15 protein-coding genes and 2 pseudogenes are annotated in these 16,399 nt (G+C 61.3%); 12 read left to right on the forward strand and 5 right to left on the reverse strand.

Annotated features, from left to right (window positions below; translation table 11 throughout):
• Positions 1–448 precede the first annotated feature (448 nt).
• Positions 449–1,405 carry a type IV toxin-antitoxin system AbiEi family antitoxin domain-containing protein gene (locus NOV21_RS09425; RefSeq protein ID WP_283170886.1) on the reverse strand — a complete coding sequence of 319 codons (957 nt, stop codon included), beginning with the start codon at positions 1,403–1,405 and terminating at the stop codon, positions 449–451.
• Between the two features lie 102 nt (positions 1,406–1,507).
• The gene (locus NOV21_RS09430) at positions 1,508–1,672 is read right to left on the reverse strand and encodes a hypothetical protein (RefSeq protein ID WP_283170885.1); all 165 of its coding nucleotides are present in this window, start codon (positions 1,670–1,672) and stop codon (positions 1,508–1,510) included.
• Between the two features lie 572 nt (positions 1,673–2,244).
• On the opposite strand from NOV21_RS09430, the gene hisZ reads away from it, so the two are divergent.
• The 7 genes and pseudogenes from hisZ to hisA all read left to right on the forward strand — a co-directional run bounded on the left by hisZ (position 2,245) and on the right by hisA (position 9,422).
• Positions 2,245–3,855, forward strand: coding sequence for an ATP phosphoribosyltransferase regulatory subunit (gene hisZ, locus NOV21_RS09435; protein WP_283170884.1), 1,611 nt, complete (start codon positions 2,245–2,247; stop codon positions 3,853–3,855).
• Between the two features lie 165 nt (positions 3,856–4,020).
• Positions 4,021–5,301, forward strand: coding sequence for a histidinol dehydrogenase (hisD, locus tag NOV21_RS09440; protein ID WP_283170883.1), 1,281 nt, complete (start codon positions 4,021–4,023; stop codon positions 5,299–5,301).
• A 45-nt stretch (positions 5,302–5,346) separates the two neighbouring features.
• Positions 5,347–6,414, forward strand: a complete 1,068-nt coding sequence (gene hisC, locus NOV21_RS09445) for a histidinol-phosphate transaminase (RefSeq protein ID WP_283170882.1) — start codon at positions 5,347–5,349, stop codon at positions 6,412–6,414.
• Positions 6,415–6,752: 338 nt separating this feature from the next.
• Positions 6,753–7,376, forward strand: a complete 624-nt coding sequence (gene hisB, locus NOV21_RS09450) for an imidazoleglycerol-phosphate dehydratase HisB (protein ID WP_283170881.1) — start codon at positions 6,753–6,755, stop codon at positions 7,374–7,376.
• Positions 7,377–7,550: 174 nt separating this feature from the next.
• Positions 7,551–8,351 (forward strand): imidazole glycerol phosphate synthase subunit HisH, encoded by an 801-nt coding sequence (gene hisH / locus NOV21_RS09455; protein ID WP_283170880.1) that lies wholly within the window; start codon positions 7,551–7,553, stop codon positions 8,349–8,351.
• A gap of 144 nt (positions 8,352–8,495) precedes the next feature.
• Positions 8,496–8,645: pseudogene (locus NOV21_RS09460) on the forward strand (ferredoxin family protein); the annotation flags it as partial.
• 54 nt (positions 8,646–8,699) lie between these two features.
• The gene (gene hisA / locus NOV21_RS09465; RefSeq protein ID WP_283170879.1) at positions 8,700–9,422 is read left to right on the forward strand and encodes a 1-(5-phosphoribosyl)-5-[(5-phosphoribosylamino)methylideneamino]imidazole-4-carboxamide isomerase; all 723 of its coding nucleotides are present in this window, start codon (positions 8,700–8,702) and stop codon (positions 9,420–9,422) included.
• Here hisA and NOV21_RS09470 read toward each other — a convergent pair.
• Positions 9,419–10,186 carry an alpha/beta hydrolase gene (locus NOV21_RS09470; RefSeq protein WP_283170878.1) on the reverse strand — a complete coding sequence of 256 codons (768 nt, stop codon included), beginning with the start codon at positions 10,184–10,186 and terminating at the stop codon, positions 9,419–9,421. The two genes, hisA and NOV21_RS09470, sit on opposite strands and share 4 nt — an antisense overlap.
• A gap of 97 nt (positions 10,187–10,283) precedes the next feature.
• Between NOV21_RS09470 and hisF the strand changes: the two genes are divergently transcribed.
• A complete protein-coding gene (gene hisF / locus NOV21_RS09475) occupies positions 10,284–11,048 on the forward strand; it encodes an imidazole glycerol phosphate synthase subunit HisF (RefSeq protein ID WP_283170877.1) in 765 nt (254 codons plus the stop codon).
• A gap of 212 nt (positions 11,049–11,260) precedes the next feature.
• Here the strand turns inward: hisF and NOV21_RS09480 are convergent, their stop codons facing one another.
• Positions 11,261–11,416 carry a hypothetical protein gene (locus tag NOV21_RS09480; RefSeq protein WP_283170876.1) on the reverse strand — a complete coding sequence of 52 codons (156 nt, stop codon included), beginning with the start codon at positions 11,414–11,416 and terminating at the stop codon, positions 11,261–11,263.
• 52 nt (positions 11,417–11,468) lie between these two features.
• Here NOV21_RS09480 and NOV21_RS09485 point away from each other — a divergent pair.
• Positions 11,469–11,618 (forward strand): annotated as a pseudogene (locus tag NOV21_RS09485) (FAD-dependent oxidoreductase); the annotation flags it as partial.
• Between the two features lie 22 nt (positions 11,619–11,640).
• Here NOV21_RS09485 and NOV21_RS09490 read toward each other — a convergent pair.
• Positions 11,641–11,895 (reverse strand): glutaredoxin family protein, encoded by a 255-nt coding sequence (locus NOV21_RS09490; RefSeq protein WP_283170875.1) that lies wholly within the window; start codon positions 11,893–11,895, stop codon positions 11,641–11,643.
• Between the two features lie 281 nt (positions 11,896–12,176).
• Here NOV21_RS09490 and NOV21_RS09495 point away from each other — a divergent pair, with 281 nt between their 5' ends.
• The 3 genes from NOV21_RS09495 to NOV21_RS09505 all read left to right on the forward strand — a co-directional run bounded on the left by NOV21_RS09495 (position 12,177) and on the right by NOV21_RS09505 (position 16,257).
• Positions 12,177–13,670: an aldehyde dehydrogenase family protein gene (locus tag NOV21_RS09495; protein WP_283170874.1), complete on the forward strand. Its 1,494-nt coding sequence runs from the start codon at positions 12,177–12,179 to the stop codon at positions 13,668–13,670.
• A 267-nt stretch (positions 13,671–13,937) separates the two neighbouring features.
• Complete coding sequence (gene hisI / locus NOV21_RS09500; RefSeq protein ID WP_283170873.1) at positions 13,938–14,279, forward strand: phosphoribosyl-AMP cyclohydrolase; 342 nt, start codon at positions 13,938–13,940, stop codon at positions 14,277–14,279.
• A 10-nt stretch (positions 14,280–14,289) separates the two neighbouring features.
• On the forward strand, positions 14,290–16,257 hold the full coding sequence (locus NOV21_RS09505; RefSeq protein WP_283170872.1) for a RecQ family ATP-dependent DNA helicase: 1,968 nt from the start codon (positions 14,290–14,292) through the stop codon (positions 16,255–16,257).
• Positions 16,258–16,399: the final 142 nt, after the last annotated feature.

Here is a 16,399-nt window from a genome sequence, read left to right on the forward strand (position 1 = left end):
GACGCCATCATGGCGCGGATCGTGGAGGAGCTGAGCGCCTGCCTCGTCCCGATCCGCCGCGAGAGGGCCTATCCCCGCGACGGGGTGGATCACAAACTACGCGAATCGCTACAGCAACACGCACAAACGGGTCTTCTGAGTGCAGCCGCACGGCAATCCGCGGCGGAGCCATGGCAAAAACACCCACCGCCCCCAGCGGACGAAAACCGGGCGAACAGAAAAAGCCCCCGCGGCGAATCAACCGCCGCGGGGGCTTGTTCTAAGCGATGCCGGCTTGCATGTCACTCGCTTAAGTTAATGACATTGGTTAAATCCCCTCGGAACTGAACTCACCTGACGTTAACAGACATAGGAGCTGCGGGTGTAGAAGCTTCAGGCGTAGGAGCTGCGGGCGTAGGAGCTGCGGACGCAAAAGCTGCTGGGCGTAAAAGCTTCAGGCGTGCAAGCATTATGCTCGTGGCACTCCGAAAGCCTCGAGAATCTTTGCGAAGTAGGGCCGGTTACCCACGTCGGATGGTGAGAAGCGGCAGACGCGAGCGCCGGATGCAGTCAGTCGTGATTCGCGCTGGCGCTCGGCTCGGAGCACACCAGTAACATCTTTGCCGTTCATGAATGCTGGATCGTTGTATTTCTGGTTGCCGTCCAGTTCGCCGATGATCAGTCCTCCGTCCTCGGTGTTCCACAAAAAATCAACGCGGTAGGTGCTTCCATCTAGGGGATCGGTAAACTCCTTCTGCAGTTGAGGTATCGCGAATCCAAGTTCGATTATTGCCGCGCGCGCTACCGATTCACCGCCGTTTTCGGCTTTTCCATTGGCGTACTTCACCACTTTGCGCGCAGCCCCCACCCCTTTGTATCCTGCTTTGCCCCTCACGTATGCGTCAAGCTGTTCCTCGTCGATTAGTCTAAGCCGGAGTGCGGAATCGGCTACTGCCAGCCCATCCTCAAACGCCATGGAGCGTGTGCAGTCGAACACCGTGCGCAGGGGCGAAGTTACCTTGAATCGTTCCACTCGGCGTGGCTCGTCCCCTTCCACAACGCGGTAATTTACAAAGCCGGTGCTTCGGGCGTTTTTCTTTCGGGATGTTGCAAGTTTGATAGTTCCATACGAGTTGTGTGGAACGCATATGCCATAGAGGAAGGCGGCAGATTCGTAGCAGAAAACCGCACCCGGATGTTCATTCGACGCCGTACATAGCACGTATCGATAGCGCTGGTCGATAGAGAGGCTATTCCAAGTGGAGGCACGAACGAACATCCCTCGGAGTGGTTCAATCGCCTCGCCTTTGGCAACCCGGCGTCGGAATGCACGTGAACGGCGGCTATCGGTGGCAAATACACAAGCGGTGCGGGCTTCGGCGTTGTTGAATTCGTTGTTGATCTTTTCTTCGACGGTTGCGCTCATAACGGCATGGTCTCTTTCATGCTTGAAGTTGTGCATTGTAAAAATACAGATTTTTACATAAATAACGGTTTAAGAATTGGAAAAAAAGCAAAGATTTGTATTTTAATATCCTATCGCCAGAAGATGGAAGGAACGCTGCGAGACATCTTGTCGGTCGATGATTGTCTGCTGGCGGCGTTTGCGCTCCGCGACGGCAGAGCAAAGGGCATCGAACTCGTCGGCATCGAGCGACGAGACCATGCTCAGGCAGGGATTTGCGGCGGCCATGGCCGATTCCTATCCGCCCAAGCGACCATCAAGCCAGGGATGTCGCCAAACATAGGGTCGGATGGCCACTCGGGCAAATCTATGTTTGGCTTCGCCAATGGTATCATGCGGGTGTCAGGAAACCGAGTTTCGACCCGCACGCTCCGAAACTCTCGGAAAATCCCGTCATTGACCCGCTCGCTTCTACGCTCTCGGAAATCTTTAAACGTAACGGCGGGAGCTCAGCCATGCAATGAACCGCCTGGGCGAGTGATGGGCGCCAGTCCACTGCGAGCTGGCAGCTTTTTCTTTTTCGATGGTAGGTTGGTGAGGGTTGGCGGGCAGGTTGGTGAGGGTAGGTCGGTAGGTCGGTGAGGGTAGGCGGGTAGGAGGTTATGGTGAAGGTGCGGAAGGGGGTTGGCGAATTCCGGTTCGCTCTGTATAATCACATCATTGCTTTAGCACTATACTGTACTAAAGTGATACAGATTGGAGACTAATTATCCTATCTGGAAAGTTATCGCAGTCGAGACGCAATGTGCTTTGCCTGCTGCAATATTAAAATGAAGCGAATCGAGGGGAAAGGCGCGATCATGAACTTTGTGACTCCTGCCGGCCTGCGGGATGTGATGCCCGAAGAGGCGTCGCGGCGCGAGCAGATCACCACGAGTGTGGCAGATCTGTTTGCCCATCATGGCTATGCGCCGATCGAGACCCCCACGCTCGAGCGGATGGACGTGCTACGTGCGGCGGGGCGCATCCCGCCATCGCCGTTCAAGATGTTCGATACCACGGGCGACCTTCTCGCCTTGCGTCCCGATGTGACCATGCAAGTTGCGCGCATGTGCGCCACGCGCCTGCGCGGTCAGGAGGGCCCATTCCGTTTCCGTTACACGCAGCGTGTGTTCCGCGAGCCCGACCAACAGGCATCGCAACGCGAGCTTACGCAGATCGGTCTGGAATGCATCGGCGCTGAGGGTCCGGCAGTCGATGCCGAGATCATCGGCCTTCTCGTCGAAGCTCTGCAGACGGCGGGGCTTGACGACTTCAAAATCGCCCTCGGCACCGTGGGGGTTCTGCGGGCGCTGCTCGAAACATGCCCTGCCGAGGGCTCGTGGAAAAATGATGTCCTCGCTGCGTACCATGCCTCGGATTTCATCGAGCTCGATCGTCTGATCCATCTGGAAGGAGTGCCCACGGCCTTTGCCGGGGCGATTGCCAAACTGCCGTTCATTCGCGGAGGCCGCGAGGCGATTGAGGAGGCACGTGCCTTGGCAAAGCCCCTTGGGTGCGCGCGCGGCCTGGACGACCTGGCCGCGACCTACGATGAGCTATGCGCTAACGGTTTCGAGGGTGCGTTGCTCGTCGACTTCAGCATCATGAGCAGTTTCGATTACTACACAGGGGTCGTGTTCGAAGCCTACGTGCCGGGAATGGGAACGAGCCTTGGCAGCGGCGGACGCTACGATGGCATGCTCGCCTCCTACGAGGGCGCACCGTTGCCGGCGGGCGGATTCGCCTTCTACTTGGAGCAGGTCATGGCTGCACTGGCCAAGGACAGAACAGAGGAGCGGCCGCTCCGCATCGCGGTGCCCAAGGGCTCGCTCAACGCCGACACGATCCGCGCGCTTTCGGATGCGGGACTCGATACAGCCGGTCTGGACGATCCGGGGCGCCAGCTGATCATCGGCAATCCCGGAGTCGACTTCATCATCGTGCGCCCCACGGATGCTCCCGTGTTCGTCGCCATGGGCGCCGCCGACTGCGGCATCTGCGGACGCGACAGCCTGGTGGAGGCGGATACCGACGTGGTGGAGCTCGTGGATTTGCGGTATGGCGGGTGCAAATTCGTGGTTGCCCAGCCCAAGGGCGCCACGCCGACGGTGGAAAAACGCTATCGCAAGCTAGGCAGCATCCGCGTGACCACAAAGTATCCCAACATCACCAAAGCTTACTATGACCGCATCGGCCAGCAGGTGGAGGTCGTGCAACTGCACGGTAACATCGAGCTCGGTCCGCTCATCGGCATGTCCGACCGCATCGTGGACATTACGGCCACGGGCACTACGCTGCGCGAGAACAACCTGGAAGTTGTGGACGACGTGATGGGATCCACCGCGCGGTTCTTCGCCAACCCCTGCGCTTTCCGCATGGACGAGCGGGTGCTCGCCCTGTCCTGCTCCCTGAAGGAGAATGTGAGATGACGATTCGGGCCCAACGTGCGACCCCAGGAATTGCGGGACGTTTCGAGCGACATAACGGGCGGAAAGCGCTCTAGCATTCCCGTGCTTTCCGCAATTTACTTTGTTACGTAACCGCATGTGCCGGCACCTCGAAGGAATCGGCGCATGGAAGAAGGAGAAAAGCATATGAGACGAGTAACCCTGCAACCTGGTGAAATCCTGAGCAACGAGCAGATGCAGCGCTTCAGCGCATTCGACGCTCAAGCCATGCGCGCTGCCACCGATATTGTGGAAGCTGTGCGCGAGGGCGGCGACGCGACGCTGCGCGAGTATACGGCCAAGTTCGACGGCGTTGATCTGGACGACTTCCGCGTGAGCCAGGAAGCAATCGACGCGGCTCTGGCAACGCTGGACCCCAAGCTGGCTGCGAGTCTGCAGCACGCAGTGGACCAGGTGCGTGAATTCCACGAGCGCCAGCTGCAGGAGAGCATGTTCGCCGTGCGCCCGAATGGTGCGCTTGTCGGCAGCAAGATGACGGCGATCGAGGCTGTAGGCATCTATGTTCCCGGCGGCCGTGCGCTGTATCCCAGCAGCGTGATCATGAACGCCATCCCGGCGCAGGTTGCCGGTGTGGAGCGCATCGTGTGCGTGACCCCGCCCACAAAGGACGGCTCGCTGGATGCGGCGGTTTTGGAAGCCTGCCGTCTATGCGGCGTGACCGAGATCTACTCCATCGGCGGCGCCCAGGCCGTGGCGGCGCTAGCGTACGGCACCGAGTCCATCAAGCCCGTGAACAAGATCACCGGCCCGGGCAACGCGTATGTGGCGGCTGCCAAGAAGATCGTGATGGGCGATGTCGGCATCGACATGATCGCCGGTCCCAGCGAGGTGCTGGTTGTGGCGGACGAAACGGCCGACCCCCGCATGGTTGCCATCGACATCATGGCCCAGGCCGAGCACGACCCGCTGGCCACCTGCTACCTGGTGTGCTTCAGCGACGAATACGCCGACCAGGTGGAAGCGAACATCGCCGAGCACATGAAGCGCAGCACGCGTGCGGAGATCACCGCCGCTTCGCTGGAACACGGCCTGATCGTGGTCTGCCCGGATATGGAAACCGCCATCGGCGCCGTGAACGAGGTTGCGCCCGAGCACTTGGAAATGCACATCGACAACGCCATGGGCCAGCTGGGTGCCATCAAGAACGCCGGTGCGATCTTCCTGGGCGAGTGGACGCCGGAAGCCGTGGGCGACTACGTTGCCGGTCCCAACCACACGCTGCCCACCGGCGGCACCGCCAAGTTCAGCAGCCCGCTGGGCACCATGGACTTCATGAAGCACAGCAGCGTGATCCAATACACGAAGAAGGCGCTGGCCGACGATGGCGAGTCCATCGTGTCCATCGCCGACCGCGAGGGCCTGTGGAGCCATGCGGAAAGCGTGCGCCTGCGCCTGGCCGAGCTGTAGCGGGATAACACGTCGTTCGCTTTGTCCCATTTGAAAGGAGCGAAGGTGCTGCGTTCAAGCAACCCGCTGTTGGCAGGGGTGGAGCCCTACGACCCCAAATACCTGCCGGCGGATGTGATGGTCTCGGCTAACGAGATGACCTTCGACGTGCCTGCCGCCGTGCGGGCCGCCGTGGTCGATCGCTTGGCGGACCTGGCATTCAACCGCTATCCCGACCCGCTGGCCAACGAGCTGCGCGATTCGATCGCTCAGTGGTACGGCCTGGCGCGCGATAACGTGATCTGCGGAAACGGCGGCGACGAGCTTCTGTTCAACCTGGCGCTCGCCTGGGGCGGCGCGGGAAATTCCCTGATCAACGTGCCGCCCACCTTCAGCGTGTACGCCGCGAACGCGCACTTGACGGGCACGACGGTGGTGGATGTACCGCGCCGCACCGACTTCACGCTCGACGAAGATGCGATCGTGGAGCGCGCGAGCAAGGGCGATGTGGGCACGGTCATCATCACCAGCCCCAACAACCCCACGGGCGATTTGGCATCGCGGGAATTCGTGGAACGCCTGCTGAATGCAACCGATGCGCTGGTTCTGCTCGACGAGGCCTACATCGAGTTCGCGCCCGAAGGCTCCAGCTGCCTGCCGTTGCTTGCCAAGCACGAGAACCTGGTCATCCTGCACACCTTCAGCAAGGCGTTTCGTTTGGCCGGGGTGCGCCTGGGCTATCTGCTGTGCAGTCCGCGCGTGGCAAGCGAGCTCACCAAGGTGCGCCAGCCGTATTCGGTGGACGCCGTCTCCCAGGCCATTGCGCTTGAAGTGGTGAAGAATCGCGCCGCGTTTGCGGAGGGAATCCAGATGGTGAAGGCCGAGCGCGAGCGGTTGGCAGCGGGCCTGGCAGAGCTTCCCGGCGTGACGGTGTACCCCAGCTTCGCCAACTTCCTGTGCGTGCGCTTCGACCGCGATGCCGGCAAGCTGTGGCAGGATCTGTACGACCGCGGAATCCTGGTGCGCGACTTCAGCGCCAACCCCGCCACCCGCAACTGCCTGCGCATCAGCGTAGGAACCCCCGAGGAAAACGACAAAGTATTGAACGCCATCAAGGAGCTTGCGAATGTCTAAAAAGAAGAAGCAGAAGGCTGTCGCACCTGCGCACTGCGTGGGCCACGTGCAGCGCACCACTGTGACAACCAACCGTGTGACAACCAACCGTAGGGTGACAACCAACCGTAGGGTGACAACCAACCGTAGGAATTGACACATATGAGTGCGATAACCAACCATGGGGATGGGCATAGACACGTCGGCGGCAGCGTGCCAGTCTGCCGGAGGAAATAGCACGTTTTTGAACGAACATGGGTAAGAGAGACTGTGGCAAGCAACTGGCAAGCAACCGCAGTATGGCAAGCAACCGCAGTGTTCGTCACACCTCCGTTCGCTAAGTTGAAGAAAGGATCTCAATGGGTAAGAAAGACAAGAAGGCGAAGGCGCCGCGGCATCGCGTGGGCCACGTGCAGCGCACGACCAAGGAAACCGATATCGACCTGACCATCGACCTCGACGGCGTAGGAACGGTCGATGTGGAAACCGGTGTGCCCTTCTTCGACCATATGCTGAACGCGTTCGGCCGTCATGGTCTGTTCGACCTGACGGCGAGAGCGAAAGGCGACATCAAAGTCGACGCGCACCACACCGTCGAGGATGTCGGCATCGTCATGGGCCAGGCAATCGCCCAAGCGCTCGGCGACAAGCGCGGCATTGTGCGCTTCGGCAGCAGCTACGTGCCGATGGACGAGGCGCTTTTGCTATCCGCCATCGACATCAGCGGCCGCGGTCAGCTGCACTACGCCGTGAACCTGCCCATCGAGATCATCGGAACGTTCGACACGACGCTCGCGAAGGAGTTCTTCGTGGCGCTTGCCTCCAACGCTGGCCTCACGCTGCACATTCGCAGCCTGGCGGGCGAGAACAGCCACCATATCATCGAGGCCGCGTTCAAAGCGGCGGGTCGCGCTCTCTGCGATGCGACGCGGATCAACCTGCGCATCGCCGACGTGCTTCCCACCACGAAGGGGGCGCTGTGATCCCGCCGTCCTACGAAACGGCGGATTCGCCGACGCTGCAGACGGTTCTGGCGGCACATGGGATCCGCTCGGAGAAGGGGGCGGCGCAAAGGCCAGCCCTCATCACCGAGCGAATCCCGCGCCCTCGCCAGAACCGTACTCGCCGACTTCCTTGGGCGAACCTAGGAGTTTTTCATGATCGCAATCGTTGACTACGCGAAGGGGAACCTGCGCAGCGTGCAGAAGGGATTGGAAGCCGCAGGTGCGGAAGCAGTGGTGACGGCCGATCCTGCGGAAATCGCGCGTGCTCAGGCGCTCGTGATGCCGGGCGTGGGCGCGTATGCCGACGCCATGGCGAACATGACCGAAAACGGGCAGGTGGAAGCCGTGCTCGAGCGCGTGAAGGCGGGCGTACCGTTCCTGGGCATCTGCCTGGGCATCCAACTGCTGTTCGAAGGCGGAACGGAAGGCGCGCCCGAGGGCGGCGTGGTGAAGGGTCTGGGAATCCTGCCTGGTATATCCGACCGCCTTCCCAATCACGATACGGCTGGGGCTTTTTACAAGATTCCCCATGTCGGTTGGAACACGGTTGATCCTGTCGTTCTGCCGAACAACGGATTCGCCGACGCTGCGGACGGTTCTGGCGGCACATGGGATCCGCTTGGAGAAGGGGGCGGCGCAAAGGCCAGCCCTCATCACCGAGCGAATCCCGCGTCCTCGCCAGAACCGCCCTCGTCGACTTCCTTGGATGAACCCAGGAGTCCTTATTCTGATTGTCCGCTGTTCGAGGGCATTCAGCCGGGCGAGTACTTTTATTTCACGCACAGCTACGTGGCGCCGACGAGCGACTTCACGGTGGCCACCACCACGCATTCCATCACGTTCCCCAGTGCCGTGCAGCATGGCAACGTGTTCGGCGTGCAGTTCCACCCGGAAAAATCCTCGGATGCTGGCATGGCCGTGCTCCGCAACTTCGCCGATCTCGTCCGAAGGTGATGCAACCATGCTCGTGGCGCGATGAATCCTCGCACGAGGCGCTTGCCGAATGGTGAAAGGAATCCCATGCCATGTCGACCGTGTCATTCACCATGGAAGGCTGGCGCACGACGCAGTGCGGAACGCCGACGTAAGTTGCGCACCGTTTACAAAGAAGGTGAGGACGGCCGACGCGTATTCGACTGGGCGGGGTGTCTGGAATGCGGGACCTGCCGTATCGCCTGCGGAAGCACCATTGTCAAACGATGGGACAACCCCGGTCCACTGATGGGTGTGGGCTACCGATTTGGCTAAGGGGAGCCAGGAGCTCTGGTAAAATGCGGGGTCAGCAACGTGAAAGGACCCGCAATGTACCTACTTCCCGCAGTTGACATCCTGGACGGCAAGGCCGTGCGCTTGGCAAAGGGCGATTACGCAAAGGTCACGGTGTACAATGACAGCCCCGTTGACCAGGCGAAGGAGTTTGAGCAGGCGGGTGCCACGTGGATCCATGTGGTGGACCTGAATGGTGCCAAATCCGGCAAGCAGGAGAACCTGAAGCTGATCGAGCAAATCGCCGCGCAGACCAGCCTGAAGGTGGAAAACGGCGGCGGCATCCGCGACATGGCGGCCGTGCGGCGCCTGTACGACTCCGGCGTGTCCCGCGTGGTGCTGGGCAGCGCGCTCGTGGTGGACAAGGCTTTCGCTGAAGAGGCCATCGCCAAGTTCGGCGACCTGCTGTGCGCGGGTATCGACGCCAAAGGCGGGGAAGTGGCCATCCAGGGCTGGCGCGAGGGTGCGGGCGTGCCTGCGGAAGAGCTCATCGCGGAAGTGGCCGATCTGGGCTTCCGGCACTTGGTGTACACCGACATCGCGCGCGATGGCATGCAGACCGGCATCGACGCGGCGGCCTACGAGCGCATCGCCAAGGTCTTCCGCAATCCTGTGACGGCAAGCGGTGGTGTGACCAACATGGACGACCTGCGCAATCTGGCCCATGTGGCTGCCAGCATCGAAGGCGTGATCACCGGCCGCGCGATCTACGAAGGCAGCCTTCCCCTGACGGAGGCGCTCGCGTTCTGCCGCGCTTAGGCGCCCAAAACGAACGCAGTGATAATGTCGGCGGCTTCCGACTGCTGCTGCTCAGGCGTGATGGTGGCAACGCCGTCGTTCGCTTGCTCGCCGTAGCTGCCGAAGTGGCCGTGGTTGCCTCCTTCAATCGCATACGTCTGCGTGCCCGCGGGCAGGTTTCGCGCATTGTCCTCCATGGCGGTACGGTTGATAACTTCATCTTCGCTGCCGTAGATGCTCAATCCCGCAAGCCTGCTTTGCGACAGGTCATCCGTGGCGTAAGACGCCAGGAAGATGATGCCTGCGAGCGAATCCGCATTGCCCGAGGCATACATTCCTGCAGCTACACCACCCATCGAATGCCCGCACACGTACCAGTTCTGCACGTTGGGCGCAGCATCATAGGCCAAGTTGGCGGCGTCGGCGTCAACAATCGCCAGGTTGTAGGGCATCTTCAGTAGCACCGCCGTGATGCCGCGTTCGGCCAACTGCTGCATGAGCGGGGCGTACGCGGTCCACTCCACTTTGGCGCCCGGGTAAAAGGCAACGCCTACCGTGCTTTCGCCGTCTGCAGGTTCGAATACCATTACGTTGGCGTTGGTCTGCGAAACAGTGACTCCATTGGCGGATTCGCCTTGCTTTGCAGCAGAGAGCGCCGCTGCATCTGCATGATAGTAGTCGCCTATGTAGGCGCGACATCCGATAACCCCCACGTTCACTACCACGAGCAGGACAAGTAGGATTCGTTTCATCCGTTCATTTCGCATGAATGCATTATCGCGCATCGAAGCTGATTTCGCCGTATGTCTATACGCTTTACCATGGTAAAGTATTCGCTTGGAACCAATAGCGCCTTGGGCGCAACGCAGAAAGGACCCCACGATGCTCGCAAAACGTGTGATTCCCTGCATGGACGTGAAAGACGGCCGCGTGGTGAAGGGCGTGAACTTCGTGAACCTGCGCGATGCGGGCGACCCTATCGAGCTGGCTCAGCGCTACGACGAGCAGAAGGCCGACGAGGTCATCTTCCTGGACATCACTGCCACGCACGAGGGCCGCGCCACCACGGTTGCCCTGGCAAGCCGCGCGAGCGAGGAGCTGCATCTGCCGTACTGCGTGGGCGGCGGTTTCCGCACGGTGGAGGACATCCGCACCATGATTGCTGCCGGGGCCGACAAGGTGAGCGTGAACAGCGCCGCGGTGGACGATCCCGCCATCATCACGCAGGCCGCGCGCGCCTTCGGCAGCCAGGCCATCATCTGCGCCATCGACGCCAAGCAGATGGAGGGCAACCCCAACAAGTGGGAGGTCTACGTGCGTGGCGGCCGCAAGAACACGCACATCGATGCGGTCGAGTGGGCGCAGAAGGTGGAGAAGTGCGGCGCGGGCGAGATTCTGCTGACCAGCATGGACCGCGACGGCAGCAAAGACGGCTTCGACATTCCCCTGACGCGCACCATCGCGCGCGCGGTGCGCATTCCCGTGATCGCCAGCGGCGGCGTTGGCACGCTCGAGCATTTCGCGGAAGGCATCATCGAGGGCGAGGCGGATGCGGTGTTGGCCGCCAGCGTCTTCCACTTCGGCACATACACCGTCCGCCAGGTGAAGGAGTACCTCCGCAGCCAAGGCGTCCCCGTGCGTCTGTAGGCGGCTCATTCCCGAGCACTACGCACTCCTAGCCAAAGCGGTCGCCAAAGCGGTTGCCAAATACCAATAGCCCGCCGCTCGGGCGTCGCGTCTGCCCAAAATCACGCCGAACATGACTCACTCTGAACAAACAGACAAACTTTATCCATTTTGATGCCTTAAAGCGTTGAAAAATGGATAAATATCGTAATTCTATATGCAGAAAAGATTTTCTAGAAGGGAATCTTGTCGTAGCTGGGCCGTTCGTGGTCCGCAAGGAAGGCGAAGAACTCGACAGGCGTGAGAACCGGGACGGAACTTTTCTCGAGGTCTTTCCCGTTGCGTGCGATGATGGAATCCGCCCCTAGGTAGACCGCGGTTTGATGCACGCACGAGTTCGATGCACGCACGAGTCTTCGAAATCATCTCAGGGCGATCGGAGTGCCCGCCGAGGAAATCGAGGCGCGCTTCCTGTGCCCGGCGGGAGAGGGTGCCGCGATGCTTTTCGTGGGCGACTGCACGCACGGCAACGTGGGCGGCGGCTTCCTGTACACCAACAAGGAGTCCATATCCTTAGGCCTGGTGGCCACCAGGCCTAAGGATCAGTGCTTCCCTAGGCGAAGCCGCGGTAGGCGAGATCGCGGAGGTACTCGACGATGTACTCCGATTCGTACATAGCCTTGCCGTCGTGCACCAAGCAGGGGCTTTGCACCCGGCCGCCGATCGCCTCCAGCTCGTCGGCCACGCCGGGGGCCTCCACGTCGCGCATCTCGCATGCGATGTGCAGGCCCTCCATGTAGCGGCGCACCCTTTCCGAGTAGGGGCAGTTGTTCTTGTAATACAGCGTATAGCCTTGCAGCGCCGGCATGGGCATTCCTTCCGGTGTTTTCTCGGACCTGTCAGCATATCAGAATCGGGCCAACCCGCTTGCCCGACCGTTTTTGAGGCTCCATTCGTTGCTAAGTTGCCATACTTTGACCGGTTACAGAAAATGGAACCCCGTCCGCGAATCTGTGGGGTCGACTTGCAGGGAATCCTGATAACTTTTCAAGTGGACGCTAGTAGATCATGCGCGGCCGGCCGCGATAGCGCCCGAAACGCCAGGAGGCGTTTCCGCGGTAATCCCGCGCGCGAAGGGAAGGATTGCACATGTCCGATTTCAAGTATCCCGGCCAGGAATCCTACAAGCTCTACATCGGCGGTAAGTGGGTCGATGCAGGCGACGGGGCGACCCTCGAAGCCAAGTGTCCCGCCAACGGCGCGCATCTCGCAACGTTCGCCGACGCGACCGAGGCCGACGTCGACAAAGCCGCCGACGCTGCTCTCGCCGCATTCCCCGCATGGGCGGCGATGGACAAATTCGCCCGCGCGAACATTCTGAATGCGGTTGCTGACCGCATCGAGGAGCATGCCGAAGAGCTCGCCATGATCGAATCCCTCGACAATGGCAAACCCATCCGCGAGACCCGCGCCATAGACGTCGCCTTCTCGGTCGAGCACTTCCGCTACTTCGCCGGCTGCCTGCTTGCCGATACGGGCGAAGCCGACATCCTGCCCGGCAACGTGATGAGCCTCGTCCTGCACGAGCCCATCGGCGTCGTCGGCCAGATCGTGCCCTGGAACTTCCCGTTCCTTATGGCCGCTTGGAAGCTCGCTCCGGTTCTGGCCGCGGGCGACTGCACCGTGTTCAAGCCCTCCAGCGCCACGAGTCTGTCCGTGCTGGAATTCGCACGCCTCACGCAGGATATCATCCCCGCCGGCGTGTTCAACGTCGTCACCGGCCGCGGCAGCAAGGCCGGCCAGTGGCTGCTTGACAACCCGAAATTCGCGAAACTCGCCTTCACCGGCTCCACCGAGGTCGGCCGCAACGTCGCTATCGCGGCTGCGAAGCGCCTGGTTCCGGCGACGCTGGAGCTTGGCGGCAAGAGCGCCAACATCATCTTCGACGATGCCAAGATGAGCATGGTCGTCGACGGCATCCAGCTGGGCATCCTGTTCAACCAGGGCCAGGTCTGCTGCGCCGGCAGCCGTCTGTTCATCCAGGAGGGCGTCTACGACAAGCTCCTTGCCAAACTGGTCGACCAGTTCAACAAGGTCACCGTCGGCATGCCGTGGGAAGACGGCACCCAGATGGGCAGCCAGATCAACGAGGGCCAGCTGAAGAAGATCCTGGATTACGTGGAGATCGGCAAGCAGGAGGGCGGCAAGGTCCTGTGCGGCGGCGAGCGCTTCACCGACGGGCCGCTGTCCAAGGGCGCTTTCATGAAGCCCACGATCATCGAGATCCCGAATAACAAGCTGCGCGTGGCCCAGGAAGAGATCTTCGGTCCCGTCGTGGTCGTGCAGAAGTTCAAGACCGAAGAGGAAGTCATCGATCTTGCCAACGACAGCCTGTACGGCTTGGGCGGCGCCGTTTGGACGCGCGATATCAACGTCGCTCTGCGCGTGAGCCGCGGCATCCATACGGGTCGTATGTGGGTCAACACCTACAACAGCATCCCGGGTGGCGCTCCGTTCGGCGGATACAAGGAATCCGGCATCGGCCGCGAGACCCACAAGATCATGCTCGAGCACTACTGCCAGACCAAGAACATCATGATCAACATGTCCGAGGATCCTTCGGGCTTCTATCCGGAAAAGTAGCTACTCGTAGCTAGAGTCTCATATCCGTCTCGTCTGGAAACGCCTGCGATGCCTGTCGCGGGCGTTTCTTTGTGCGGTATGATAAATCGTGCCATCCGCTTCGAACCACAGGTGCCCGTGCTCCTGTTCGCGCGACCTTTCGCGTCGGAGCCGCGTTCCCGGCCGGTTTAGCCTACGCTTCCGCAGGCTCTGGCGGATGGCCCGCTCCCCGGGCGGTTTCCCGGAGATTGTCGGCTATTGCGGACCGAGGCAAGCGAAAGGCATGGCATGGGTAAGGAACAGGGCGCGCTGGGCGTTGCAGACCTCACGTACGACGAAGACGGGTTGATCCCCTGCATCGTGCAGGATGCGTCCACGCGCGACGTGCTGATGATGGCCTGGATGAACGCGGAAACCGTGCGGCGCACGCTCGATGAGGGCACCACCTGGTTCTGGAGCAGGAGCCGCCAGAGGCTCTGGCATAAGGGCGAGGAGAGCGGCAACGTCCAGAAGCTGGTGGAGCTCTTTTACGATTGCGACGGGGATACGCTGCTGGCCCTGGTGGAGCCTGCCGGTCCCGCCTGCCATACGGGGAAGGCCAGCTGCTTCTACCGTTCGTTTGCTAGATAGCGCCGGACCGATGACCATGTTGCCCTTGCCCGAGCACGTGCTGAAAACGCATTTCGGATACGATGCGTTCCTCCCCAACCAACGCGATATCGTCGCTGCCATGCTGGATGGGCGGGATGTGCTGGCCGTGATGCCCACCGGGGCGGGAAAGAGCATCTGCTACCAGGTGCCCGCCCTGTGCTCCGATGGCTTGACGCTGGTGGTTTCGCCGCTCATTTCCCTGATGAAGGACCAGGTGGAATCACTCGCCCAAGCAGGTGTTTCGGCGGCGTTCATCAACAGCAGCCTGTCCGCCGAGGAGCAGCGCGCTACCCTCGAGATGGCGGGCGACCGGGCGTTCACCCTGCTGTACGTCGCACCCGAACGGCTCTCCGCGCCCAGCTTTCAAGAGCTTTGCCTCCGTCATCCGCCGCGGATCGTAGCCGTGGACGAGGCGCATTGCATCAGTCAGTGGGGGCAGGATTTCCGCCCAAGCTATCTGGGCATACGCGAGTTCGTCGATGCTCTGCCCGTACGCCCGACCATCGGCGCGTTCACGGCGACGGCGACGAGGCGGGTGCGAGGCGATATCGGTGAGGCGCTGGGGCTGCGCGATCCGCTGATGGTCCAAGCGAGTTTCGACCGGCCGAACCTGCACTTCGAGACGCGACGCGCCATCGCCAGCAGCGGTCCGGGAAGCAAGGACGGGATGCTAAGGCAGATCGCCCAGGACCACGCGGGCAAACCGGGTATCGTGTACTGCATGACCACGAAGACGGTCGAGGACGTCTGCGACACGTTGCAGCGGTGGGGATTCTCCGCCACGCGCTACCACGGCAAGCTGAGCGCGGGCGAGCGGCGTGCGAACCAGGAGGATTTCGTCTACGACCGCGCCCAGATCATGGTGGCGACGAATGCCTTCGGAATGGGCATCGACAAGAGCAATGTCGGCTTCATCGTGCATTATGACATGCCGCTGGACGTGGAAAGCTACTACCAGGAGGCGGGGCGCGCCGGCCGCGATGGCGAACCGGCGGATTGCATCCTCTTCTATGCGGCGAAGGACGTGCATACCGCGGAGTGGCTCATCTCGCACAGCTTCGAGCAAAATTCGGTGGCATCGGAAGCGGATCGCCGCGAGCTCGCGGACCGAGCGTGCGACCGTCTGAAGATGATGACGTTCTACGCCACCACGCAGGATTGCCTGCGCCGGTTCCTCCTGCGCTATTTCGACGAGGACGCGCCGGGATACTGCGGCAATTGCGGCAATTGCGAGACCCAGTTCGAGGAGGTCAATATCACGGTGGAGGCGCAGAAGCTCATCAGCTGCGTGTACCGTCTGCAACAGCGTGGTCGTCGCGTGGGGAGGGCCATGATCTGCGACATTGTCCGGGGGAGCAAGGGTGCAAAACTGCTCGAAGCGGGGTACGACACCCTCTCCACGTATGCCATCATGAGGGAGGAGAGCACGCGGCGTGTCAGATTCTTGCTGGACGCCCTGATCGAGCGGGGCATGTTGGGAACGCAGTCGGTTGGCAGCGGCAGCTTCCAGGTGGTGGTCCCCACGGCAGGATCCGCCGAGTTCCTGCGCTGCGGCGAGGCGTTCGCCATCAAGGTGCCGAAGGAAGGCGCCCGAGAGCGCGATCGGAGGCGCAGGCTCGAGCGCGAATCGGGCGGGGGGATGCCGCAGCAAGGCGGCGAGGCGAATCCGCGTCTCTTCCAAATCCTCAAGGAGGTCCGCGCGCGCCTGGCCTCCGAAGCGGGTGTGCCCGCCTATGTGGTGTTCAGCAACCATAGCCTCCATGATATGTGTAGGCGCATGCCGAGAACCGAAGGGGAGTTCCTGGAGGTGGCGGGCGTCGGCCGGAAAAAGGCGGAACGCTACGGGGAGGCGTTCCTGTCCGCTATCGCGCGCTTTGCGCAAGAAGACGAAAAAGCGTCGCCGACCCGTCGTAAATCGAAATTTTTCGCTGAAAACGGTGCGCTCCCGAGCGATTAGGTACCGTTCACGCAGGATGGGGTTTGGCCTTATATCCAACCACCGCCAATCTTCGCACAATGATGGTGCGGTCTTGCGTCCCTTCAGTCGCCGGGCCGCGGTACGGGCCCCGGGAACGAACCGGGACAACAGATAGGGAGAA

Origin of the sequence: Curtanaerobium respiraculi (assembly GCF_024609215.1) — a bacterium.
GTDB classification, from domain to species: Bacteria; Actinomycetota; Coriobacteriia; order Coriobacteriales; family Eggerthellaceae; genus Curtanaerobium; species Curtanaerobium respiraculi.